This window comes from Streptomyces sp. TLI_171 (assembly GCF_003610255.1).
In the GTDB taxonomy this organism is placed as follows: domain Bacteria; phylum Actinomycetota; class Actinomycetes; order Streptomycetales; family Streptomycetaceae; genus Kitasatospora.
On the sequence record NZ_RAPS01000001.1, the window covers coordinates 7,508,306 to 7,532,225 of the forward strand.

Sequence of the window (23,920 nt, forward strand, 5' to 3'; positions counted from 1 at the left end):
GCCCGCCCCGGAACTGTGTCTACCGTACACAGCAACGAACAGTGTCCGCGAGACACAGTTTCGGCCCAGGGCCCCTGGCGGCCCGAACACAGGGGGAACATCATGAGGATCCTGATCTCCGGCGCCGGCATCGGCGGCCCCGCACTCGCCCACTGGCTCGGCCGCCACGGCCACCGCCCCACCGTGGTCGAACTCGCCCCCGCCCCGCGCGGCGGCGGGCAGGCCGTCGACTTCCGCGGCCCCACCCACCTGACGGTGCTTCAGCGGATGGGCCTACTGGAGGAACTGCGCACCCACGGCACCGGCGGCAGCCCGATGACCTTCACCGACCGCAACGGCCGCACCCGGCTCCGGCTGCCCGCCGACTTCGCCGGCGGCGAGATCGAACTCCCGCGCGGCGACCTCGCCCGGATCCTCCAGCAGCACAGCGCCGACACCACCGAATACCTGTGGGGCGACACGATCAATGCCCTCCAGCAGGACGAACACGGCGTGCGCGCCGCCTTCCGCACCGGCCCCGAACGCCACTTCGACCTGGTGATCGGCGCCGACGGACTGCACTCCCGGGTCCGCGCGCTCGCCTTCGGCCCCGAACAGCGCTACGTCCGCCACCTCGGCTACTACGCCGCCACCTGGCGCTTCCCCAACCGGCTCGGCCTGCCCGCCGGCAGCACCGGCATCAACACCCCCGGCCGGCTCGCCGCCGCCGGAGCCGACCCCCGCGACCCCGACCTGGCCGGCGCCTTCCTGCTGTTCGCCTCCCCGGCTCTCGACCACGACAGGCACGATGCCGAAGCCGTCAGAACCCTGCTCCGCGAGCGGTTCGCCGACCTCGGCGGCCCCGTCCCGCACCTGCTCGACACCCTCGACACCGCCGAGGACGTCTACTTCGACTCGATCAGCCGGGCCGACGTCCCCGCCTGGTCCACGGGCCGGATCGCCCTGCTCGGCGACGCCGCCTGCGGCGCCACCATCGGCGGCATGGGCACCGGCACCGCCCTGGTCGCCGCCTACGTCCTCGCCACCGAACTCGCCCGCGCCGAGGGAGACCACCGCGCCGCCTTCACCGCGTACGAGCGCACCGTCCGCCCCTACGCGGAACGCTGCCAGCGCGGCGGCGACCGCACCGGCCCCTTCCTCGCCCCGCGCACCCGGTGGGGGCTGCGGGCCCGCGACGCGCTGCTCAACCGCCGCTGGGTGCTGAACCGGATGCTCGACCTCGGCCGCGACACCGCCACCCTCCACCTGCCCGACCAGCCCTGCCCGCCCGGCCTGATCGATTCGGCTGCCCAGCCCGCCCAGCCCGCCCAGCCCGCCCAGCCCGCCCTGCCGGGGCGCGCCGGCACCGGCGACTCGGCGGGACGCGGCGGCAGCCTCGCTCCGTAGAACGCTCCGGACAGCTCGCCGGACTGGCCCCGGACGCCTCGATCTGACGGGCCGTCAGCCCAACTCCGGTGGAGGATCGGTGACGGCCTTTTGCGAGGTCGGTGGGGATCGGCGCTGGGCAAACGGTCGCTGACTATGATTCGATGACCAGAATGACCCCCTGGAGGCCGGAGCCGGCCCGGGGGCAGCACACACGGGGTGTACGGTCGGCGACCCCCGATGGTCCGAACCGGGGGCGGGCATGGCGCAGAGCATCGTGGTGGACTCCCAGAGCCTGCGAACCGAGGGCAGGAACATGGAGGCCGTCGGACAGGACTTCCTGTCCGCCCTCAACACCCTCTCCGGCCGCCTGGAATCCCTCGAACAAGGCGACACGCCCCCCTGGGGCGACGACGACCTCGGCGAGAAGTTCGGCATCGTCTACGAGGGCCTGCGCGACGGCATGAAGGAGTCGATGGACTCCCTCGGCACCCGGATGGGCGAGATCGGCCAGAAGCTCCAGGGCATGGCCGACAACCACGAGGCCAACGAGAGCCTCACCAGCCAGGACATCCACACCCTCGAAGCCCGCGAGGGCGAAGTCGGCACCCAGGTCAGGGCGCTGCGCGGGCCGCAGGGCTACTGACCCCGGCGCGGGCCCGGGCCACCGGCCCTGCGCGCGCCGCCGCCGCACCACGGCGGACGTCCGGCATCGAGGCCCGGACGCCGCTGCACCGCTGATGGTCCATTCGTTCGTTCGTTCGTTCACGTGTTGTGCTGGGGGTTTGGCGAAGTGTCGCTGATGTTGCCGGACAGTGTCGAGTGGGTCCTGGAGATGCTCGGCTTCGACTGGCCGACCGCCGACGAGGACAAGCTCCGGGAGTCCGCACAGGTCTGGCGCGACTTCGCCGACCAGGTCGACCAGCTGCACCAGCGCGGGGCCAGCGCCGCCAACAACGTGCTCGCCTCCAACCAGGGCGACTCGATCGACGCCTTCGGCAAGACCTGGGAGAAGTTCTCCGGCGGCGGCAGTGACGGCTACCTCGCCGACGCTGCCATGGCCGCTCGGCTGATCGCCGTCGCCTTCGACGCCGCGGCCGTCATCGTGGTCACCTGCAAGATCGCCGTCATCGCCCAACTCATCGCACTCGCCGTCGAGTTGATTGCTGCGCAGGCCGCCGCGCCGTTCACCCTCGGCCTCTCCGAGCTCGGTGCGGCCGGAGCCACCGCCGCAACCAAGATGATCGTCCGACGCCTCCTGAAGGAACTCCGGGAAGCGCTGATGGAAGCGATCATGGAGACCCTGAAGGAACCCGCCGTCTCGGCGATCCAGGGCATGATCAGCGACCTGATCGCGCAGACCGTCAACCAGAGCTTCGGCGCGCAGAACGGCTACGACCTCGGACGCACCGCCAAGCGCGGCGCCGACGACTTCAGGACGCCGTCAAGAACTCCGGCCAGACCTTCACCGAGTCCCTCCGCGACGGCCTCGGCTCCCGCGCCGGCGGCCACGCCCGCAGCGGCATCGACAGCGCCGCCGGCCACGGCAGCAACGAGTCCTCCGGCAACCACGGCTCGAACGAGTCCTCCTCCAACAGCGGCGACGGCACCTCCAACTCCGGTGACCGCAGCACCGGTTCGGGCGGCACCACGGGATCGGGCGGCACCTCCGGGGCGGGGAGCACGGGCTCGGGGTCTGGGTCTGGGTCGGGCTCGGGGTCCGGGGCGGGCTCGGGTGGCGGTACGGGATCGGGCGGAAGCGGCGGTTCGAGCGCCGGGGGTACCGGCGCCACCGGGCACGGTGGCGGTGGCAACTCGGTTACCAGCGGCGGTTCGAGCGCCGGGGGTACCGGCGCCACCGGGCACGGTGGCGGTGGCAACTCGGTTACCAGCGGCGGCAGTTCGTCGGGCGGGCCGGGTGCGCACACCCGTAGCGACAGCAGCGGCCCCGACGCCGGTCCGTCGCCCACCTCCAACGGTGACACCCGCGTCGGCAACGACGCCCCGAGCAGCCCCCGGCCGCAGCGCCCCGACACCACCAACGCCCCGGCGCTCGACCCCTTCGGCACCCGCCTGGGCTCCGACGGCCCCGACACCTCGGCGGGCAACGCCGGGTCCTCGCACGACGGTCCGTCGCGGACCGCCCCCGACAGCGCACAGCCGCACGACAGCGGCCGTCCGGCCGGGCAGGCACCCGAGCAGAGCGGTTCGTCGCACGACGGTCCGTCCCGGACGGCTCCGGACAGCGCTCCCGCGCACGACAGCGGCCGTCCGGCCGGGCAGGCACCCGAGCAGAGCGGTTCGTCGCACGACGGTCCGTCGCGGACGGCTCCGGACAGCGCTCCCGCGCACGACAGCGGCCGTCCGGCCGGGCAGGCACCCGAGCAGAGCGGTTCGTCGCACGACGGTCCGTCGCGGACGGCTCCGGACAGCGCTCCCGCGCACGACAGCGGCCGTCCGGCCGGGCAGGCACCCGAGCAGAGCGGTTCGTCGCACGACGGTCCGTCCCGGACCGCGCCGGATGGTGGACCCGCGCACGACGGTCGTCCGGCGGGGCAGGGTGAGGGCTCTGCTCCGCGGGGGCCGGAGCATGATGCGGGTCGTGCGGGTGGTCATGGCGAGGGTCAGGGTCCGCGGGGGTCCGAGCAGAGCGGTTCGTCGCACGACGGTCCGTCGCGGACGGCTCCGGACGGTGCTCCCGCGCACGACGGTCGTCCGGCGGGGCAGGGTGAGGGCTCTGCTCCGCGGGGGCCGGAGCACGACGCGGGTCGTCCGGCCGGGCAGGGCGAGGGCTCTGCTCCGCGGGGGCCCGAGCACGAGGCTGGGGCTTCTTCCGGGCACGGGCACGGGAATCCGCCCCGGGGCGGGGACGGGGTGCCGGGCCCGGACCGGACGCAGACGGCCGCTTCGGAGATCCCGGCACCGCGGCACGAGCCTGCGGGCGGGCCGCACCACGAGCGCTCTGACGGCGGGTCAGCGCCTGACCAGGGGTCGTCGGGTGGTGGCGGGTCGCACGGTGGGGCTGGTTCGGACGGGCCGCGGCACGAGCGGCCTGCCGGTGCGGATCCGCGGGTTCCCGCAGGCGCACCGGCCGGTGACGGATCGTCCGGCAGCGACTCCGGGGCGACCGGGAACCCCCGCGTGCCGCGCCTGGACGTGGCCGGTCTCGGGGCCACTGCGACGGCGAGCCCCAGCCAGTCCGGCTCCGACCACCGTCAAGGCCCGGTCCCCACGCCCGGCACGACCCCGGACGGCGCCGCGCCGAGCGGTACGCCCGGCGGCATGGGCGGCGGCCCCGTTCCGACGGGCGGCGGCGCGATGCCCGGCGGCAGCAACGCCGGACCCGGTACCGGCGGCCGCCCGTCCGCCACACCGAGCCCGACGCACGGCGCACCGAACGCCACCCCGTCCCGGCCCGACCACCAGCCGAACGGGAACTCCACCTTCACCCCGCGTCCCGCCGCCGACCGGCCCGACCCGCGCGCCGCCTTCGGCCAGCGCCCGAGCAACCCCGACAACACCCGCCCGGGCACACCGGGCCCCACCACCCCGCGCCCTGACAGCACGCGTCCTGATGGTGCGCGGCCTGATGGTGCTCGGCCCGATGGAACTCGTCCAGACAGCGGGCGTCCTGACGGCACGCGTGCTGATGGTGCGCGGCCCGACGGCACGCGTCCGGATGGGACCCGTCCTGACGGTGGGCGCCCTGATGGGACCCGTCCTGACGGCACGCGTGCTGATGGTGCGCGGCCCGACGGCACGCGTCCGGATGGAACCCGTCCTGACGGTGCTCGTCCGGATGGGGCTCACCCTGATGGTGCGCGTCCTGATGGTGCTCGTCCCGAAGGCGCGCACTCGGACGGCACGCATTCCGATGCCCCAGGGGGCGATTCGGGGCGGGCGGATGGCTCGCGTGGTGACGACCACCCTGCCCCGGCGGACGCGGAGCGCTCGCACGACGGCGACCAGCAGGGCCCGTCGGAGTCGCACGACGCGGGTGGGGACGACCACCGGTCCGGGGATTCGCGGCAGCCGCTCGCGGAGAGTCGGCCGTACGACACGCCGGGTGGGCTGGAGCGGCCGGATCCGCAGCATCAGTCGGACCTGGAGAGCCGGGTGCCGCGGAATGCGGACGGGTCGCCGCAGCGGCATCCGGATCCGAACGGGGACTGGCCGGGGGCGGTCAACGGGGACGGGCACCGGGCTCCGGGGCGGGACAACAACTGTCTGGACGTGGCGCTTTCGACGGCGGACACGTACAGCGGGAATCCGACGGCGGCGGCTCCGCGCAGTGAGGCGGGGCCGGACGGCGAGGCCGGCGGGCGGGACCGGGCGGAGCGTCAGCTCGGGGCGCCGTTCCGGGACATGGGGAACGGGGATCCGGCGTTCCGGCGGATCGAGGACCAGCTGCGGGACGCCGGGCACGGCTCGCAGGCGGTGATCATCACGCAGGACGCCAACGGGCGCGCGCACGCCTGGAACGTGGTGAACCACGACGGGAAGATCACCTACCTCGACAACCAGACCGGTCAGCGCAGCGACAAGCCGCTGCACGACGGCGAGCACGGGGTGTTCGCGATCCCGTTGGACGGCGACCGCCGTCCGCTGCCGTCCGACGGGGCCCCGGACCACCGCCCGGACCAGTCGGAGCGGCGGCCCGAGGACCCGGCGGGCAAGAAGCACGGCCTGAACGAGTCCGACGACGAGGCGAACGGGGGGTCGTCGAGCAAGAAGCCGAAGAAGGACGACTCCGACACCGAGATGGACTCGGACTCGGACTCGGACTCCGAGCCGAAGAAGACGGACAAGGAGGTCATCGAGGAGCGCCGGGCCAACGACCCGGACCACCCGATCCACGAGGACTCCCGGACCGACCACGAGCGGCTGCCCGACCGCGAGGACCGCACCGACGAGATCCTGGGCGTCGCGCCCGACGCCCACCAGGCCGACCTGCGCGACAGCAACGAGGTCCGCCAGGTCGACATGGACCACGTGTACGACTCGCTGCACGGCTGGGCGGAGAACGGCCAGCTGGGCGACGTCCTGGACCGGAGCAAGGCGGGCAACCCGACCACGTTCAACCGGGCGCAGCTGGAGACGGCGCTGCCGGGTTTCTCGGACATGCACCCGGGCGAGCAGGGCGCGGTGGTCGCGGCGATGGGCCGGATGAGCCACGAGTTCCACATGAACCACGGCGTCGGCGCCAGCCCGGAAGCGATGGCGCACCCGTACCACAACCCGCCGACCGAGCCGGGCACCGCGCCCGGCGAGGCCGACACCGAGTCGCGCGGCGGCGTCGACCACGCCAAGTCGAAGGGCACGGAGGCGCTGAAGGCGGCCGAGGACCACGACGAGGTCAAGGACGCGATCAAGGAGGCGTTCGACCGGAAGAGCATCTCCGCCGCCGTCACCAAGGACGCGGAGCACCGTCCGGACTTCACGGGCCGCAACTACGCGGTGATCGAGGTGTACGACCCGAAGACCAATGAGGTCAGCTTCGTGGTGGACAGCTCGGTGCCGCCCAGCAAGGCGCGGGCCGGGATCTCGCCGCTGCACTCCGAGACCCACCTCGGCGGGTGGATGGAAAACCTGAAGAGCACCCGGGAGCAGGCGGACCAGCCGGAGGTGCTCAGCCTGTACACCGAGCGCGAGCCGTGCGGTATCGGTGCAGGCCACGCCGACTGTTCCGGCTATTTGTCCCGGGATCACGAAGGGGTGCCGGTCTACTATGCGACCGGGTACCGCAAGGGCGACGGCTCCGACGTGGCCGACCCGAGCACGGGTCTGACGCCGAAGCAGCAGATGGACCAGGACTTCGGCAACCACGTCTCGGAGGTGGGCCGGATCTGGTTGGAGATGGAGCAGCACTGAGCGGCGGCCGCACGGGAACGACGGGCAAGAGCAAGGGAGTGGCCGGATGACCGGACAGGACGAGGCGGCAGTGCGGGCGGCGGTCGCCGCCGGGGCCGAACGCCTGCGGGACGCCGGCCGCGGCCTGCTCCACGTGTGCGGCCCGGCGGGCAGCGGGCGCACCGCGGTGCTCGCCGGGATCGCGGCCGCCGACCCGGAGGCGGTCCTGATCGACGCGGCCGGCCGGACCATGGAGTCCGTGGTGGCCGAACTCGCCGACCGCACCGGCCTGTTGCGCCGCCGCCCGGACGGCGGCTGGCCGGTGCTGCGGCAGGCGCTGCTGAAGGAGAAGAAGGAACGCACCCTGCTGATCGCCAACGCCGAGCGGGCGGGCCGGTACGTCGACGGCTACGAGCCGGTCCGGCTGCAGGCACTGATCGACGGCCTGGCGGCCGCCACCCGGCAGGGTCGGCTGCGGCTGGTGGTGGAGCAGACCCGGACCCCTGAGCTGCCCGCCGAGCCGTCGCCGAAGTACTGGGAGGACGTGCTCCGGCTGACGGACGGCCAGGGCCCGGAGGAGTTGCGCGCGCTGGAGGCGGCACTGCCGTCCGACGCGGTCGCGGCGGTGCGGGCGCTCGCCAACGCCCGGCTGCGCCGGGTCCCGCTGGACGGCTGGGCGGCGCTCTGCAAGGCCGCTCAACTGCCGGTCGCGGGGCGGCAGTTGACGGACTGGGCGGCAGACCCGCGGTGGGTGGTGCAGGACGCGGACGGGGTGGGCGTCAAGGGCCCCGCGCTGGCCGAGGCGCTGCGCTACCCGGCCGAGCAGTCCGTCGCCTTCCACGCCCGGATGACGGAGCGCCTGCTGGCCGCCGAGCCCGCCGACTGGGCCGCCCGTTCGCTGCCCGGCCACGCCGCGGCCGCCGGGAAGTTCGAGGAACTGCTGGCCGACGCCCGCGCGCTGGCCCGGATCCCGCAGGACGCCCTGGTCGACGGCCTGCAGGCCGCGTACCGGGACGGCGAGGGCGCGAACGGGGGCCGTGCCGCCGAACACGGCACCCGCGCGGCCGAGTTGAGCTACCTCGCGGGCTACGGCCTGGCCGGCGCGCCGCACGGCGAATGGGTCGCCCGGCTGGCGCACGACGCCTGCACCCGCGGCCAGTTCGACCGCGCCGAGACGCTGGCCGCCGCCAGCCCCGAGCCGCTGCTGTTCCGCACCGCCTGGGCGCACTGGCGTCCCAACGGCGAGTTCGCCCCGCCCATCGAGCCCTGGCACCGCGCCGACGTGTGCGAGGTCGTCGCCGCCGAGTACCGGGGCGCGCCGGCCGTGCTCACCGAGGACGAGGACGGCATCCGGTTCGTCCGCGACGCCGCCACCGGCGAACTGCTCGGCGGCCCCTTCACCGAGGACCCGGAGGACCTGCGGCGCACCGGGGCAGCCACGCTGACGGTCCGTCCGGCCGTGCGCCGCACCGAGGTGCTGGACCCGGACGCGGACGCGGAGGCCGCCAAGCCGCTCGGCACCTTCCACCACCCCGACGCCGAACGGGCCGGTGCGGTCGGCGAGTTGCTGGTCCTCGCCGACGTTCGCGGCGCGTACGCCGTCCGCCTCGACCCCACGCGGCTCGACCCGCACCCCCGGCAGCCCGCCACCCGGGTCGGCCGCTACGTCCGGCTGCGGGCCCGGCACTTCGACCCCGCCGCGCTGCCTCCGCTCCCCGACCTGCTCGCGCGGACCTTCGGCGCCGAGCGGCTGCACCGGATCGACCCGGTGCCGGACGGGATCGCCGATGCCTCGGCCCGCGAACTGCTCGCCACCGTCGGCCTGCCGTCCGTGGAGAGCCGCAGCGGCTACTGGCTGGCCCCCGACCAGGGCCTGCCCGCCCGCCCCTGGTCGCCCTGGCCCGGCGCGGAACAGCCGCCCGGCGCGGGCCCGTTCCACCTGATCGGCGGCTGGGTCGGCGCCGACCTGGTGCTCGACGGCGCCGACGGCCGGGTGCTGCGGATGATCCCCGCCGACTGGCCCGAACGCGCCCTCCCGCGCGAACCGCTGATCGGCACCGGCCTGCACGCCTTCCTGACCATGGTCGCCCTCCAGCAGCAGTACCTGACGGTGTACCGGCCCGGCGAGCTGGACCGCGCGGAACTGCTCGCCGAACTCGCCGTCCGACTCGCCGGCGTCGACCCCGCCGCCGTCGCCACCGACAGCTGGCAGCACGTCCTCGAACCCGACACCTGGGCCTGACCCACCCCACCCTCCCGGAGAGACCAGAAGTGAGCGACACCGGCACCACCGTCCACCAGCCCCACCCGCACCTCGGCGGACGGACGGCAGCGCTGCGCGCCCTGGCGGCCTGGCGGGCCGGAACGGCCGGCGCCCCGCGCACCGTCCTGCTCACCGGCGACCGGGGCAGCGGCCGCACCCGGCTGCTCACCGGCTTCCTGATGCTCTGCGACCCCGCCCACCGCGACCGGATCGACACGGCGGCCCTCGACCCCGCCACCGTCCCGCCCGCCGACCTGCCCGCCCCGCCGGTCTTCGACGCCACCGGACTGACCGCCGTCCAACTCCGCTGGCTGCTCGCCGACCACTACGCGCCCGGCACCGACCGCGCCGCCGACCTGCCCGCCCTGCTGGCCGGCCTCGGCACCCCCGAGCGGCCCGAGACCGTCGTCCTCGCCGACACCGACCGGGCCGGCGCCCTGCCCGGCACCGACGAACCCGCCCGGGTCACTACCGAGGTCCTGCTGCCGCTCGCCCTCGCCCCCGGCGTCCGGCTGCTCGCCGACCTGCCGCGCGCCGAAGCCGAACGCCTCGCCAAGGACGTCCCCGAAGACCGACTGCTCGTCATCGACCTCGACCAGGACCCTTGGCGGGACCCCGAGGCGCTGTTCCGCCAAGCCCAACTCCGGATCGAACAGCCCGCCGTCGCCCGCCAGTTGGCGGCCGTCGCGAGCAGCCCGCTGGTGATCCGACTGGCCACCTGGTCCGCGCTCGCCGCACCCTCGCACCCCGTGCCGCTGCCGCGCACCCCCGGCGACGCCCTCGACCTGCACGCCGAACACTGCGGCAGCGACGAGCTGACCCTGCGCCGCCTGCTCGCCCCGCTCGCCATGGCCGGCCCCGGCGAACCCCTGCCGCTCGACCTGTGGGCCCCCGTCGCCACCGCCGTCGCCGGCAAGAACCTCGCCCCCGCACTCGCCGCCGGACGCGACCTGCTGCTGCCGTTCTTCGACCTGGTCACCGCCGACGGCCGCCCGCCCGCCGTCCGGATCGTCCACCCCGCCGTCGCCGACGAGATCCGCGAACGCCTCACCAGCACCGTCCGCGAGGTCCAGCGCCGGATCGCCGCCGCCCTGCTCGCCACCGTCGACCGGCAGCACTGGGCCGACGCCGCGCCCTACGTCCGCGAACAGCTCGCCGGTCACGCGCTGGAGGGCGGACTGCTCGCCGACCTGCTCGCCGACCCCGGCTTCCTGCTGCACGCCGAACCGCACCGGCTGCGCGCCGCCGTCGACAAACTCGCCGCCAGCGGAGCCGAGTTGCCGCCACTGGGCCGCACCTGGCAGCGCCTCGCCCCGCTGTTCGCCCGTCACGAGCTCGGCCTCGAACAGCGGGCCGCCCTGCTCGACCACGGCGCCCGGCAGGACGGCCTCGCCGCTCTCGACCTCGCCGGCCTCGACCTCCCCTGGCGCACCCGGTGGACCCGCCCGCTGGCCGGCGTCACCGCGGTCACCACCGCCGTGCACCCCGACGGAAGCCACCTGCTGGTCGCCCACCGACCCGGCACAGAAGCCGAGTTGGTGGCCTTCGAGGCCCTCACCGGCACCCCCTGGGACGGCGACGCCACCCAGCTGGCCCGCCCCGACGACGAGCAGCGCGGCTCCACCCCGCTGGCCCTCAGCACCGGCGGCGACTACGTCCGGGTCTGGCGCCGCCGCCCCGACGGCACCGCCCGGGGACCCATCGCCGCCGTGCTCACCGACGGGCCGCTGGCCGGCGCCGACCTCACCCCCTCCGGACTGCTGCTGCTCGCCGACAGCCGCGGCGTCACCGCCGTCGACCTGCCGGTCGAAGCCCTCGTGCCCGCCCAGGCCGACCCGTCCGGCCGCTGACCGGCGCCCGTCGACTACCGTGAACACCGACCACCGTGCCCCGAAGGAGAACGACCGCGTGACGACCCGTGAGCAGGCCATCGAGGCGGCCCACCGCTGGATCAACGGTGCCCGGCCCGAGGAGCAGTGGCACCGGATCGGCGTGCACGAGTTCGACCTCGGCTGGGTGCTCTGGCCGGCGCCCGCCGCCGAGGAGCAGGACCGGCCCGTCGGCGAGCGCCGCGCCCCCGCCGACATCGGCACCGCGTGCGCCGTCGTCGACCGGGAGACCGGCGAACTCACCCACTGGCCCTCCGTCCCCGTCGACGAGGTCGTCCAGCTCTACCGCGACAAGCTCGGCGCCGGCAGCCACGACCCGAGCCGCCCGCCGGCCACCGGCCCGGGCGGCTCCGCCGTCCTCACCTACCGGGACGCCGACGGCGAGCAGCAGAGCCTGTTCCAGCTCTCCACCCCCGGCCTCGGCCACCCCGAACTGCGCGCCTGGCGCACCCTCCAACAGCAGGGCGTCCGCCCGGAGGACGTGCTCTCCGTCTACACCGACCTGCGCCCCTGTGAACTCCCCGGCGGCTACTGCGCCTCCGTGCTGCTCGCCGAACTCCCGGTCGCGACCTTCGACTACGGCCACGACTACGGCCCGCGCTACGACCGCCGCGCCGCCGCCGTCCGCGCCCTCACCGACACCACCGAGGCCACCTTCCGCCGGTCCGGCCGCCCGCTGCCCACCCGACCCAACCGGGTGCCCTTCCCGCGCGCAGTGCCCGCTGCCCCCACCGTGACCGACCAGGCACTGGCGCAGCAACTGGCCGAGCAGTTCGGCCCCGACGGCGTCCGACGCCCGGTCGGGGACCTCCCTGCCGGGGTCCCCGCCACCCTCGCGGCGGCCGGACTGCCCGTCGAGGTCCCCGAGTTCTTCCACGCCCTGCCCGAACTGTCCGAACTGCCCGACGCGGCGGGTCACCTGGCCGCCACCGGCCGGGGCGCCCGGGTTCCCGAGCGCACCCGCGCCCTGCTCGCCTACTACCGGGTCCTCGGCACCGACGGCCGGGCCCTGATCGCCGTCCAGTGCGGCGACGGCGGCACCGGCACCGGCGCGGGCATCGGCCGGATCTGGGCCGTCGACCCCGACACCGGCAGCGGCCGCTACCTCAACAGCGACCTCGCGTCCTACCTGCGCTGCCTCGCCCTGCTCGCCTCCCGCCACCCCGCCCTCCGCGGCCTCACCCCGGAAGCCGCCGGAGCGGCCGTCGACGCGTTCCAGCGCGAACTCGCCGCCGTCGACGGCACCGTGTTCACCGACCCCGAGAACTGGTGGGCCGTCATCGTCGAACAGCTCTGGGACGGCCTGCTCTGACGCCGTACCGGCCGGCCCGTGCAGTCCTCCCCGCAGCGAGGAGACCGCACGGCCGGCCAGGTCGGCATCGGTCAGGTCCAGGCCCTGGTGCGCGGTGCGACCCCCAGGGCAGGGGACAGGCACGCTCCGTCAAGGCCCAGCCCCGCCGGGGACGGTCGGGAGCGAGGCCACCACCAGCGCGACCGCCTCCTCGGCGGTGTCGACGGTGACGGTCTCGCCGCCCCGCTGGTGCACCAAGTACGCCCCGGAGTGCAGCGGGTCGACCGCTCCGCCGACCCGCTCGAACGGGAGTGTCGCCGAGCTGGAGAACCAGAGGACGTGATGGCTGGTCACCGGGAACAGCCGGCGCAGTCGCGGCTCGGCGAACGCGGCCTCCCACAGCGCCCGTGCGCTCTGCGGGAACCGCGCCAGGTCGCTGTCGAGGTGCTGGAGGCGCACCCGCCACCTCAACTCGACCCGGCCGAGCGGCTCCCGCTCGTGCGCGAACGCCCAGTCGCGGACCTCCAGGAACGGCGCGACCTCGCGCGTGCCCGCCAGGTCCGTCCCCGCCAGCCAGGCCGCCGTGGCCCGGACCGCCGCCACGAGATCCTCGGTGCGTCCCTGCGCGAGCGTCGCCAGACCCCGCCGCAGCGTCACGTGCACCCCCGGCACCGGCCCCCACCACCTGAGCTGGGCCTGACCGGCGCTCGGATCCTGCGGGCCGCCAGTGAATTCGGCCGAGCGCCGGTGCAGTCGGGTCGGTTCGGGCAGCCGGACGCCCGCCTCGGCGGCGGCCCGCGCGATTTCGGCGCCGAGGGCCGCGGCCTCGGCCGCTGCGTCGGGTCCAGGGCTGGTCATGGCGCGGAGTGTAGTTCGAACACCGCGCGGCGGGTGGCCGATCGCCCTGCTGCTACGGGTTCTCGTAGCGCGCGCAGAGGACGGCCCGGCCGACGCCGAAGAAGCCGAGCGTGCCGCTGATCGCCGCCGCCGAAGTGTCGGAGTCCAGCCCCAGGGTCTCCACGCCGAGCGCGTGCACCGTGAACACGTACCGGTGCGGCCCGTGCCCGGGCGGCGGCGCAGCGCCCCCGAAGTCCTTGGTCCCGTAGTCGTTCCGGCCGTGCACCGCCCCGGCCGGCAGACCCGGGAAGCCGCCGCTCCCCGCTCCCGCGGGCAACTCGCCGACACCCGCCGGGAGATCGAAGAGCACCCAGTGCCACCACCCACTGCCGGTCGGGGCATCCGGGTCGAAACACGTCACCGCGAAGCTCTTGGTGCCCGCCGGGACATCCGACCAGGCGAGGTGCGGCGAGAGGTTCCCGCCCTCGAAGACCTGGGCCGGCCGCAGCGTGCCGCCCTCGGTCAGGTCCGCGCTGGTGACGGTGAACGCCGGCACGGGACGCTGGAAGTCGTGCGGCATCGGTGGCCTGGTCACAGTGGCTGGTCTCCCCGGTAGTGATCGGTACCCGGCGGAGACTAGTTCAGCCGCCCACGAACACGCCCACGCCCACCGAATACCCGTCCTGCACCAGGCAGGCCGATAAACTGGACACCCGGAAAGCTGATGCACCGGTCTGCACAGGTCAGCATCCGCGGCGCCACAGACCGAGCCCGCTGCGCGCGAGGGACTGCCGTCGGCCGCTGCGCCGCGGACGAACAGTCAATGGGTGCGCCGCATCTCCGGCTGATCGCCGAAGCCGAAGCGCGGTGTCATCGGGACGGCCGGAGGCCTTGCTTGAGGAGGCCGGTCCAGAGGCTGGTGCGGCCCGGGCGGTCGAGGGCTTCGTGGGCGGCGAGGAGGCCACCGGTGACTGCGCCGAGGAAGCCGCCGGCGAGGCAGTCCTGGCCGGAGAGGTAGAGGCCGGGGACGGTGGTGCGGGGGCGGATCCAGTCGGCGAGGCCGGGGTGGCGGTGGGTGCCGAAGGCGGTGGTGTCCTTGGCGAGGCCGTAGAGGCTGCCGTCGGGCCAGGCGGTGAAGTGTTCGGCGGAGAGGGGGGTGCCGAGTTCGTGGAAGGCCACCCGGCCCCGGGTGCGGGGGAGGTGGTGGTGGAGCCGGTCGAGGAGGTGGGTGGTGAGTTCGGCCTTCAGGGCGAGGTAGGCGGGGTCGCGGTCGCGCCAGCGGGAGCCGTGGAAGGGGGCGAAGAGCTCGGGGTTGACGTAGGCGAGAATCTCGCCGGTGGACCGGCCGGGGTGGCGGGCGGTCCAGGTCGGGTCCTTGGCGCAGGCGAAGGAGAGGAACGCCCCGCTGGTTCGGCCGCCGGTGCCGTCGAAGAAGGCGTCGCAGTCGCCGTCGGTCACGAGCAGGTTCTGCCGGGGGAGGTCGAGTTCGGCCGGGTCGCCGTCCAGGCCGAGGAAGAGCACCACGAACGGGAAGCCCCGCCGCATGGCGTCGAGGCGGTCCGCGTCGGCGGCGGCCCGCTGCGGCAGCAGGGTGCGGTAGGTGTGGTGCGCCCCGGCCGCGCTGACCACCACCGGGGAGTGCACGCGGGTGCCGTCGGCCAGGGTCACGCCGGTCGCGCGGGCGCCGTCGAGTTCGATCCGGGCGACCGGTGCCCGGACGAAGACCTCGCCGCCCGCGGCCCGGATCGGGGCGAGCATCGACCGGGCGATCGCGGCGCTGCCGCCGACGGGGTACCAGGCGCCGGTCCGGAAGTGGTCGAACATCACGGCGAGCAGGAAGAACGGGAGTCGGGCGGTGGAGTCGGCCAGCAGCAGGGCGCTGCGGGTGAGGACCGCCTGTCGCAGCCGCTCGTCGCCGATCAGCCGCTCGACCACCTCGCGTGCCGGGTCCATCGCCTCGGCCGGTACGGCCGCCGCCCGCAGCAGCCGGGCCAGCCGCCGCACCACGGGGCCGGAGAGCCGGCCCAGGGCGAGCGCAGGCAGCACGGCTCGGCAGCGCCCGACCAGCCTGAACAGCGCCTCGATGCCGGCCCGTTCGGCCGGGAAGTGGGCCAGCAACTCGGCCCGGTAGGCGGTGAAGCCGACCGGTGCCCGGTGCACCTCCCCGGCCAGCCGGTACTCCTCGTACGGGTCGCCGAGCGGGGCCCACTTCAGGACGCCGCCGGTCAGGTAGTCGGAGAGCACCCGGACGGGCTCACGCGGCGTCAACTGGCCGACGTAGTGGATGCCGACGTCCCACTCCCAGCCGCGCCGCCGGTAGGCGTGGGTGTAGCCGCCCGCCGTGTAGTGCTGCTCGAACACGGCGACCCGGCGCCCCTGCCGGGCCAGGCAGACGGCCGTGGTCAGCCCGCCGGCGCCGGACCCGATCACCACCGCGTCGTACGCGTCCGTCACCGCGTCGGCCGACAGCCGACGGCCCACCACCACCCGGTCGGTCACCGCCACCACCGCCGGCGAGCGGTCGACGGGGCAAGCGGGACGGGCGGGGGGAGACTCAGCACGCAGGGCCAACCGAGCTGTCGGGGCGGAAGGCACGCCCGGGCGGTGGCGGTCACCTGAACGGCCGCGGAAGACGTACCCGTTCGATGGGCGGAGCTGCGGCGGAGCCCGGAATTCGACGGCTTTCGTGAAACTTTCGCGGCTCGGCCGGGCGGGGGAGGGGGTGTCGGGAGGGCGTTCGGGCGTCCACGAAGCACTGGGGTGGGGCCAGGTGGGGCGGTGGACGGGGCGTCAGGGCGCGGTACGGCGGCGGCGGCAGGGCGCAGCGGGGCGACGGCAGGTTGGTGGTGCGCGGAGCCTGCCGCTGAAGCGGTTCGGGGCGCTAGCATCGGCCGCGGTTCGCTGCGGGAGCGCTCCCACGCTTCGGTTCCCGCATCGGCCCCGGTCAGCCCGCCCCCACCTGGCGGCCGGCCGTCTCTCCCACCCGAGAGCGACCCCACGGAGGACACCGTGCACACCCCCGACCCCCACCGCGGCACCGCCGCGGCGCTCGCCCGGCCGGGCCGCCGCGCCACCGCCCTCGCCCTCGCGGCAGCCGTCTCGGCCGTCGGCCTGGTCGTGGCCACCCAGAGCGGTGCCGGCGCCGCGGTGCAGGGCAGCCTGCCCGCGGACACGCAGTTCTACAGGGACCCGACCTCGCAGGCCGTCAGGTGGGTCGCCGCCAACCCCGGCGACTCCCGGACGCAGGTGATCTCCAAGCGGATCGCCAGCCAGCCGCAGGGCATCTGGTTCGCCAACTACCGCCCCGACACCGTCACTTCCGACGTCCGCGCGGTCACCTCGGCGGCCGCGCAGGCCGGCCAGGTGCCGGTGGTGGTGGCCTACATGATCCCCAACCGGGACTGCGGCGGCGCCTCCGCCGGCGGCGCGCCCGACCTCGCCTCGTACGACGCCTGGGTCACCAAGTTCGCGGCCGGCCTGGGCAGTTCGCGGGCCGTCGTGGTGCTGGAGCCGGACTCCATTGCGCTCACCACCTGCCTGAGCGCCCAGCAGCAGAACGACCGGTTCGCCTCGCTGTCCCGCGCCGTCGGCACCATCCACGCCGCCAACCCGAACGCCAAGGTCTACCTCGACGGCGGGCACTCGACCTGGAACTCCCCCGGCGAGCAGGCCAATCGGCTGCGCAGCGCGGGCGTGCTGAACTCGGACGGCTTCTTCACCAACGTCTCCAACTTCAACACCACCTCCAGCGAGAGCTCCTTCGCCCACAACGTGCTGAGCTCCCTCGGCAACCCGGGCAACCTGCACGCCGTCATCGACACCAGCCGCAACGGCAACGGCCCGGCGGGCAGCGCCTGGTGCGACCCGTCCGGGCGGAAGATCGGCAACTACCCCAGCGCCGCGACCGGTGACACCGCGATCGACGCCTTCCTGTGGATCAAGCCGCCGGGCGAGGCCGACGGCTGCGCCGCCGCGGCCGGAACCTTCGTGCCGGACATCGCCTACCAGTTGGCGGTGAACGCGCCCGACCCGGTGGTCTCCTCGCCGTCCCCGTCGACCCAGCCGCCGAGCTCGCAGCCGCCGACCAGCCAGCCGCCGACGTCGCAGCCGCCGACCTCGCAGCCGCCGACCGGCAACGCCTCCTGCTCGGTCGCGTACCGGGCGAACTCGTGGGCCGGCGGCTTCACCGCCGACGTCACGGTGAAGAACACCGGGAGCGCGGCGATCTCCGGTTGGACGGTCAAGTGGACCTACCCCGGTGACCAGAAGATCACCAGCGGCTGGAACGCGAAGGTCAGCCAGAGCGGGGCCGTGGTGACCGCGACCGACCTCGGCTACAACGGCGCCCTGGCGGCCGGCGCGTCGACCAGCTTCGGCGTGCAGGCGACCTACGGCTCCAACAACACCGCCCCGACCGCCTTCACGGTCAACGGCAGCACCTGCACCACTGCCTGAGCCATCCTCCCCCTGCCCCGCCGGCCACCCCCACCCGTGGGCCGGCGGGGCCCTTCCGCGCCCCGGGGGAGCTGCAGACCGTCGGCTCAGCGGGCGCGGTAGCGGGTGAGGGCCTCGCGGGCGTCGGGGACGAAGGACGGGTCGCGGGCGAGGGCGAGGAGTTCGGGTTCGGTCAGCCAGTCGCACCAGGCGATCTCGGACGGATCGGGCCGGACCGGCGTGGTGACCAGGACTTCGTGGACGCCCATCCAGTACGGGCTGACCGCGCCCCGGCACCGGAACGTGAAGACCGGGCGGGGCCGGGCAACGATGCCGAGCTCCTCCGCCAACTCCCGTGCGGCAGCGTCCTGGTAGGACTCGCCGACGCCCACTGCGCCGCCGAACATCCAGTTGAGGCGCCCCGGGAACAGCGGGACGTCGTCGGGGCGGCGGTGGACCAGGAACCGGCCGCGGGGTCGCGGCAGACGATGGTGGCGATCCGGTGCAGCCACCCCTCGCGGATGGCCTCGCCCCGGTCCACCACGCCGATGACGCGATCCTGCTCGTCCACCCGCTCCACCGGTTCGCTCACGTCCGCCAGGATCGCAGACGGCGCCGGCGGGACGGGCGGCGGGATTCACGGCCGGAGTTGAACGGCCGTCACCATCACGTAGCCGACCAGCAGCCCGAACAGGCACACCGAGGTGACGTACCGGGGTGTGAACGGCAGGCCGGCGAGGGCGGGGTAGAGCAGGACGGCGGCGCCGGCGGCCAGGTCGGCGAGGTAGAGGCCGTCGGGCGGGACGATCCCGGTGCTGTGCGCGGCCCAGCCGGTGGCGATCAGGAACCCGGTGAGCAGGGTGAAGCCGGAGAGCAGGCCGGAGCCGATCGCGCCCAGGGTGGGGTGCGGCTCCGGGTACGGCTCGCCCTCCGGGACCTCGGGCCGCACGCGGTGGGCCACCGCGAGGGAGCCGACCGCCAGCGCCATCGCGGCGAGGGCCCCGAGCAGGGGAACGGGATTCATCGGCTCCTCCTGGAGTGCACGAAGTGCTGGCCCGCGAGCGCGGCGAGCGCGGCCGGCAGCAGGACGGTGACGATCATGACGGTGGCCCAGACCGAGGGTTCGATCACGCCAGGCCGGGCCGGGAGGTCCGGCGGCGGGGCGGCCACCGCGGTCGAAGCAGTGGCCGACGGCAGCGCAGCGGGCGCGGGCGAGGGGGAGACGGTCGGCGGTGGTACCGGTGCGGGTGCGGCCCGGAGGGTGGTCGCGGGCGCCGGGGGCTGGGCGTGGGACGGGGTCTGACGTGGCGTCGGATGCCCCACGGAGCTGGCCGTCGGTGCCGGCGCCGGTGGCGCGCTCGCATGGTGGGAGGGGGACGGGGGTGGCGGAGTCGGCGTGGGTGTGGGCATGGGCGTGGGTGTGGGCATGGGCGTGGGTGTGGGCGTAGGGGAGGGGCACGGCCATGGCGGCGGGTGGGGGTGCGGCGGCCGAGGCGGCAGGGGGACGTGCGGAAGGTGCGGGAGGTGGGGCAGGTGCGGGAGTTGGGGAAGCTGCGGCAGGGGCAGCGGGAATGCGCCGGAGGCATGGTCCATGGGCCGATGATCCGAAAGCCGAGTGGGACCGGGTGGCGGTTCGCACCCAAACCCCACTCGGCGGTGAAAGGTTCCGCTCGCTGGCGGGACGGACGAGCGGGCAGCGAGCGTCAGTTCGGATCCGCGGGTGCCGGCGCGGTGGCGGCGGCCCGGCGCGGTCGGGTGGGGAGCGCGGCAGCCGCGAGGGCGACCGCGGCGGCGGCCAGGACCGGCCAGCCGGTGCCGAGCAGCAGGGCCAGCACGGCGGGGCAGCAGATCGCGGCGGCGAGCCGAGCGGGTCCGGTCAGGACGCGGACGGCCGAGGCGAGGCAGCCGAGGTAGACGCTGAGGAACAGCGCGGTGGGCACGGACACCAGCTGAGAGGTGGTCAGGACGCCGGAGCCGACCAGGGCGACCAGCGGGATGCCGGTGACGGCGGTCGCGGCGACGACGGCCGGCGAGCCGCGGCGGCCGGCGGCGGCGCCGGACGGGAGCAGGGCGTCGAGCAGCGCGGCGGCCCCCGTCAGGTAGGTGTTGGTGGCGGCGAGGGTGAGGACCAGGGCCGCGCCCGCGGCCAGCAGGGCGCCCCGGCCGCCGATCGCGGCCCGCATCAGGTCGGCGAGCGGGACCGAGCCGCCCGCGCCGGGGCCGAGGACGGCGACGGTCGCGGCGGCCAGCCCGAGGCAGAGCAGCGAGGTGACCAGGAAGGCGATCAGCACCACCCGGCGCAGCTGCCGGCGAGGGTCGCGCAGCCGGGTGGTGAGCGAGGCGGCGGCCTCCCAGCCGACGAAGGCGAACATCAGCGGCGGTGCGGCCTGCGCGACGCCCGTCCAGCCGTGCGGCAGGAACGGCGTCCAGTGCGCGGCCTTCGCGGCCGGCGCGGAGCCGAGCACCGCGAACAGCACCAGGCCCACCAGGGCGGAGACCAGCACCAGTTGGAGACCCGCGCCGGTGCGCACCCCGAGCAGTCGGATCGCCAGCACCAGGGCCAGCAGGAGGATGCCGGCCCGGACGGCCGTCCCCTCGTCGGCGCCGATCGCCGCCGCCGCGTAGCTGCCGCCGATCAGGCAGACCACCGGCGCGCCCGCGACCACGCCCGCCAGGAAGCACCAGCCGGCGGCCCGCCCGGCCCGGGTGCCGAGGCCCGCGGCGGTGTACCCGGCCACGCCGCCGGTCGAGCCGAGGCGGGTGCCGAGCCCGCAGAACACCGCGGCGATCAGGCCGGACAGGCCGAGCAGGGCCAGCCAGGCCAGCAGCGAGGCGGGGCCGGCCGCCCGGGCGGCCAGGCCCGGGAGCAGCAGCAGGCTCGGGCCGAGCAGGGCGCCGATGTACAGCGCGGACGCCCCGGCGGTGGACAGCTGGGACGGGGTCGGCCGGGAGGAGGACGGCTGGGCGCGGGTTGCTGCCGCGGTGTCGGTCATGGCTCGATCATGGCCCGGATCGCGCGGCACGCGCTGGCGAATTCCGCCCCGCCGGAGCCCCGGAACGGCAGATCGTGCCGCGACCGGCCCGCTAGGGTGCACGATATGCCGAGTAACTCGTACGACCGTATCGATCGTGCCATCCTGGAGCACCTCCAGCGGAACGGCCGCACCGCCAACGTCGACCTCGCCGACGCCGTCCGGCTCTCCCCGTCCTCCTGCCTGCGCCGGACCAAGGCGCTGGAGGCGGACGGCGTGATCGCCGGGTACCGGGCCGAACTCGACCGGGACAGCGTCGGGTTGGGGCTGACGGTGTTCATCGCGCTGCGGGTCGAGCAGCACTCCCGGGAGACCTCGCGGCACATCGAGGAGAAGCTGTGCGCGATCCCGTCCGTGGTGGCCTGCCACGTGGTCTCCGGGGAGGCGGACTTCCTGGTCGAGGTGGCCGTGCCCGACCTCGCCGCCTACGAGCAGGTGCTGCTGGACGACATCCTCGCCATCGGCCCGGTCCGGGACGCCCGGTCGACCTTCGCGATCCGCACCGTCCGCTCCCGCGGCCCCCTCCCGCTGGACCGCTGGCCGGCCGGACGCGGCGGGCGGTGACGCAGCGCCGGCAGAGGAGTTGTGGCAGCAGCCGGGCCCCGGGGCCGACCTGCTCCACCCGGGGGTAGGGGAGACTGGGCCGGGCGCGGCGCGGTGCCGTGCGGGACGAGGAGGAGCGAGCTGTGGCCGAACCCTTGATCGCGGCCGTCGGCGGTCGGCATCCGCAGGTCGACCCGGGCGCGTTCGTCGCACCCGGGGCGGTGGTGGTCGGTGACGTGACCGTCGGGCCGGGCGCGAGCGTCTGGTACGGGGCGGTGCTGCGCGGGGACGCCGAGCGGATCGTCGTCGGGGCGCTGACGAACATTCAGGACAACTGCACGGTGCACGCCGATCCGTCGTTCCCCGCGGTGCTCGGCGAGCGGATCTCGGTGGGCCACAACGCCGTGCTGCACGGCTGCACCGTCGAGGACGACGTGCTGATCGGGATGAGCGCCACCGTCCTGAACGGGGCGCGGATCGGCGCGGGCTCGCTGGTCGCGGCCGGTGCGGTGGTCCCGCAGGGCATGCAGGTCCCGCCCGGTTCGCTGGTGGCCGGTGTGCCCGCGAAGGTCAGACGCGAGCTGACCGAGGAGGAGAAGGCCGGGATCACGGCGAACGGCGCGGGCTACCAACTGCTCGCCGCCGCACACGCGCAGGACGTGGCGGGCGGCTGACCGCGCGGCCGACGCGCCGTCAGGCGGCCGGGGAGGCGGCCTTCGCCTCGGCGTGGGCCGCCCGGGCGGCCAGCACCTCGGGGACGCGGGACTCCGCCCAGCGGGCCAGCGCCCAGACCTGCCGGGCGGCCTCCTCGCCGAGCGGGGTGAGCGAGTAGTCGACGCGCGGCGGGATGACGGCGTGCGCCTCGCGGAGCACCAGGCCGTCCTGCTCCAGGGTCTGCAGGGTCTGGGCGAGCATCTTCTCGCTCACCCCGCCCACCGCGCGGCGCAGCTCGCTGAACCGGTGGGTGCTGTCCAGCAGCACGGCGAGCACCAGGACCGCCCAGCGGCTGGTGACGTGTTCGAGGATGCCGCGCGAGGCGCAGCCCGCCGAGTTGACGTCCGCCGGGAGGCCGCCGGTCAGTTCCTTCACCCTGAGGTTCATGGAAGTAGCTTACCCGAAAGTGGGTACTTCCGATTCGTTAGTGACTTTCCTACGGTTGGTGCGACAGCCGTCGTACCACCACAGGAGTTGCATCACCATGAGCATCGTCGTCACCGGCGCCACCGGTCAGCTCGGCCGCCTCGTCGTCGAGGAGCTGCTGGCCCGCGTCCCGGCCGCCGAGGTCGTCGCCGCCGTCCGCGACGAGCGGAAGGCCGCCGACCTGGCCGCGCGCGGCGTGGAGCTGCGGGTGGCGGACTACGACCGGCCGGAGACGCTGGCGGCCGCGATCCGCCCCGGCGACACCGTGCTGCTGATCTCCGGCAGCGAGGTCGGCCGCCGGGTCGCCCAGCACACCGCCGTCATCGAGGCCGCGAAGGCCGGCGGGGCCGCGCGACTGGTCTACACCGGCGTGCTCGGCGGCCCCGCCGCGGACTTCCGGCTGGCCGAGGAGCACCGGGCCACCGAGCAGCTGATCCTCGACTCCGGCCTGCCGTACACCTTCCTGCGCAACGGCTGGTACACCGAGAACTACACCGCCCTGATCCCCGTCCAGCTGGAGCACGGCGTGGCCGGCAGCACCTCCGGCGGGCGGATCGGCTCCGCCAGCCGCGCCGACTACGCCGCGGCGGCCGCGGCCGTGCTGACCGGCGAGGGCCACGAGAACCGGGCGTACGAGCTCAGCGGCGACCGGTCCTGGACGCTCGCCGAGTACGCCGCGGAACTGTCCCGGCAGAGCGGTCGCGAGGTCCTCCACCACGAGCTGCCGGCGGAGGCCAACCTCGGGGTGCTCACCGGCGCGGGCCTGCCGCTGCAGCTCGCCGAGATCCTGGTGGACGTCGACGTGTCCGCGATCGCCCGCGGCCTGCTGGCCGGCGGCAGCGGCGACCTGTCCCGCCTGATCGGCCGCCCGACCACCCCGCTCGCCGACACCGTCGCGCGGGCCCTCGCCGCCGCCTCCTGACGGCCCGTTGGCACCCGGCGCGGCCGCCGGGTGCGCGGACGGCGTGGTGTTGACGGCGGTCGCCGTGGTGCGGGCCCGGGCCGGGGCGACCGGAGGCGGGGCAGGGGCGGTCGAGGTGCTGGACGGGGTCGTCGCCCGGCGCGGGGGACGTGTCGGCAGCGCGACTGGCAGCGCGACTGGCGGCGCGGCTGACGCGGACTCCGCCCGGGCGGAGTCCGGCCGGTGACGAACCTTCACATCACTGGCCCGGACGGTCATGTGACGGTAATGAAATCTTCACGGCTCGGTATCTACCCGCATAGACTCCTGACTGCCAGTCTGGCTCGGCACCGCCGCCACGCCTCTTCGCCGAGC

17 protein-coding genes and 1 pseudogene are annotated in these 23,920 nt (G+C 75.0%); 10 read left to right on the forward strand and 8 right to left on the reverse strand.

Going from position 1 to position 23,920, the window contains the following annotated elements; translation table 11 throughout:
- The first annotated feature begins 102 nt into the window (after positions 1-102).
- Positions 103-1,386 (forward strand): FAD-dependent monooxygenase, encoded by a 1,284-nt coding sequence (locus BX266_RS33520; protein WP_099906116.1) that lies wholly within the window; start codon positions 103-105, stop codon positions 1,384-1,386.
- Between the two features lie 241 nt (positions 1,387-1,627).
- Entirely contained in the window at positions 1,628-2,011 is a 384-nt protein-coding gene (locus BX266_RS33525) for a hypothetical protein (protein ID WP_099906118.1), read from the forward strand.
- A 787-nt stretch (positions 2,012-2,798) separates the two neighbouring features.
- Here the strand turns inward: BX266_RS33525 and BX266_RS33540 are convergent.
- Positions 2,799-3,050 (reverse strand): hypothetical protein, encoded by a 252-nt coding sequence (locus tag BX266_RS33540; RefSeq protein WP_143687056.1) that lies wholly within the window; start codon positions 3,048-3,050, stop codon positions 2,799-2,801.
- 1,633 nt (positions 3,051-4,683) lie between these two features.
- Between BX266_RS33540 and BX266_RS40375 the strand changes: the two genes are divergently transcribed.
- The 4 genes from BX266_RS40375 to BX266_RS33560 are packed head-to-tail and all read left to right on the forward strand — an operon-like array spanning position 4,684 to position 12,679.
- A complete protein-coding gene (locus BX266_RS40375; RefSeq protein WP_259465194.1) occupies positions 4,684-7,236 on the forward strand; it encodes a toxin glutamine deamidase domain-containing protein in 2,553 nt (850 codons plus the stop codon).
- Positions 7,237-7,282: 46 nt separating this feature from the next.
- On the forward strand, positions 7,283-9,457 hold the full coding sequence (locus BX266_RS33550) for an SUKH-4 family immunity protein (RefSeq protein WP_099906129.1): 2,175 nt from the start codon (positions 7,283-7,285) through the stop codon (positions 9,455-9,457).
- Positions 9,458-9,486: 29 nt separating this feature from the next.
- Positions 9,487-11,328 (forward strand): hypothetical protein, encoded by a 1,842-nt coding sequence (locus BX266_RS33555; protein ID WP_099906131.1) that lies wholly within the window; start codon positions 9,487-9,489, stop codon positions 11,326-11,328.
- Positions 11,329-11,386: 58 nt separating this feature from the next.
- Entirely contained in the window at positions 11,387-12,679 is a 1,293-nt protein-coding gene (locus BX266_RS33560) for an SUKH-4 family immunity protein (RefSeq protein ID WP_180290712.1), read from the forward strand.
- 129 nt (positions 12,680-12,808) lie between these two features.
- Here the strand turns inward: BX266_RS33560 and BX266_RS33565 are convergent, their stop codons facing one another.
- The 3 genes from BX266_RS33565 to BX266_RS33575 form a co-directional block, all read right to left on the reverse strand.
- Positions 12,809-13,516: a DUF6193 family natural product biosynthesis protein gene (locus BX266_RS33565; RefSeq protein ID WP_099906135.1), complete on the reverse strand. Its 708-nt coding sequence runs from the start codon at positions 13,514-13,516 to the stop codon at positions 12,809-12,811.
- A 52-nt stretch (positions 13,517-13,568) separates the two neighbouring features.
- Positions 13,569-14,075 carry a YbhB/YbcL family Raf kinase inhibitor-like protein gene (locus tag BX266_RS33570; protein ID WP_099906138.1) on the reverse strand — a complete coding sequence of 169 codons (507 nt, stop codon included), beginning with the start codon at positions 14,073-14,075 and terminating at the stop codon, positions 13,569-13,571.
- A gap of 290 nt (positions 14,076-14,365) precedes the next feature.
- Positions 14,366-15,994: an NAD(P)/FAD-dependent oxidoreductase gene (locus BX266_RS33575; protein WP_180290713.1), complete on the reverse strand. Its 1,629-nt coding sequence runs from the start codon at positions 15,992-15,994 to the stop codon at positions 14,366-14,368.
- 510 nt (positions 15,995-16,504) lie between these two features.
- Between BX266_RS33575 and BX266_RS33580 the strand changes: the two genes are divergently transcribed.
- Positions 16,505-17,950: a glycoside hydrolase family 6 protein gene (locus BX266_RS33580; RefSeq protein WP_099906142.1), complete on the forward strand. Its 1,446-nt coding sequence runs from the start codon at positions 16,505-16,507 to the stop codon at positions 17,948-17,950.
- A gap of 86 nt (positions 17,951-18,036) precedes the next feature.
- Here the strand turns inward: BX266_RS33580 and BX266_RS33585 are convergent.
- The 3 genes and pseudogenes from BX266_RS33585 to BX266_RS33600 all read right to left on the reverse strand — a co-directional run bounded on the left by BX266_RS33585 (position 18,037) and on the right by BX266_RS33600 (position 20,922).
- Positions 18,037-18,521 (reverse strand): annotated as a pseudogene (locus BX266_RS33585) (NUDIX hydrolase).
- Between the two features lie 45 nt (positions 18,522-18,566).
- On the reverse strand, positions 18,567-18,953 hold the full coding sequence (locus tag BX266_RS33590) for a hypothetical protein (RefSeq protein WP_099906144.1): 387 nt from the start codon (positions 18,951-18,953) through the stop codon (positions 18,567-18,569).
- 679 nt (positions 18,954-19,632) lie between these two features.
- Complete coding sequence (locus BX266_RS33600; RefSeq protein WP_180290714.1) at positions 19,633-20,922, reverse strand: APC family permease; 1,290 nt, start codon at positions 20,920-20,922, stop codon at positions 19,633-19,635.
- A gap of 105 nt (positions 20,923-21,027) precedes the next feature.
- On the opposite strand from BX266_RS33600, the gene BX266_RS33605 reads away from it, so the two are divergent.
- Together BX266_RS33605 and BX266_RS33610 are read left to right on the forward strand one after the other, a co-directional pair.
- Entirely contained in the window at positions 21,028-21,525 is a 498-nt protein-coding gene (locus BX266_RS33605) for an Lrp/AsnC family transcriptional regulator (RefSeq protein ID WP_099906146.1), read from the forward strand.
- A 122-nt stretch (positions 21,526-21,647) separates the two neighbouring features.
- Positions 21,648-22,178 carry a gamma carbonic anhydrase family protein gene (locus BX266_RS33610; protein WP_099906149.1) on the forward strand — a complete coding sequence of 177 codons (531 nt, stop codon included), beginning with the start codon at positions 21,648-21,650 and terminating at the stop codon, positions 22,176-22,178.
- A 19-nt stretch (positions 22,179-22,197) separates the two neighbouring features.
- Here the strand turns inward: BX266_RS33610 and BX266_RS33615 are convergent, their stop codons facing one another.
- Entirely contained in the window at positions 22,198-22,605 is a 408-nt protein-coding gene (locus tag BX266_RS33615; RefSeq protein WP_099906151.1) for a helix-turn-helix domain-containing protein, read from the reverse strand.
- A 97-nt stretch (positions 22,606-22,702) separates the two neighbouring features.
- On the opposite strand from BX266_RS33615, the gene BX266_RS33620 reads away from it, so the two are divergent.
- Positions 22,703-23,566 carry an NAD(P)H-binding protein gene (locus tag BX266_RS33620; RefSeq protein ID WP_099906152.1) on the forward strand — a complete coding sequence of 288 codons (864 nt, stop codon included), beginning with the start codon at positions 22,703-22,705 and terminating at the stop codon, positions 23,564-23,566.
- The last annotated feature ends 354 nt before the right edge of the window (positions 23,567-23,920 follow it).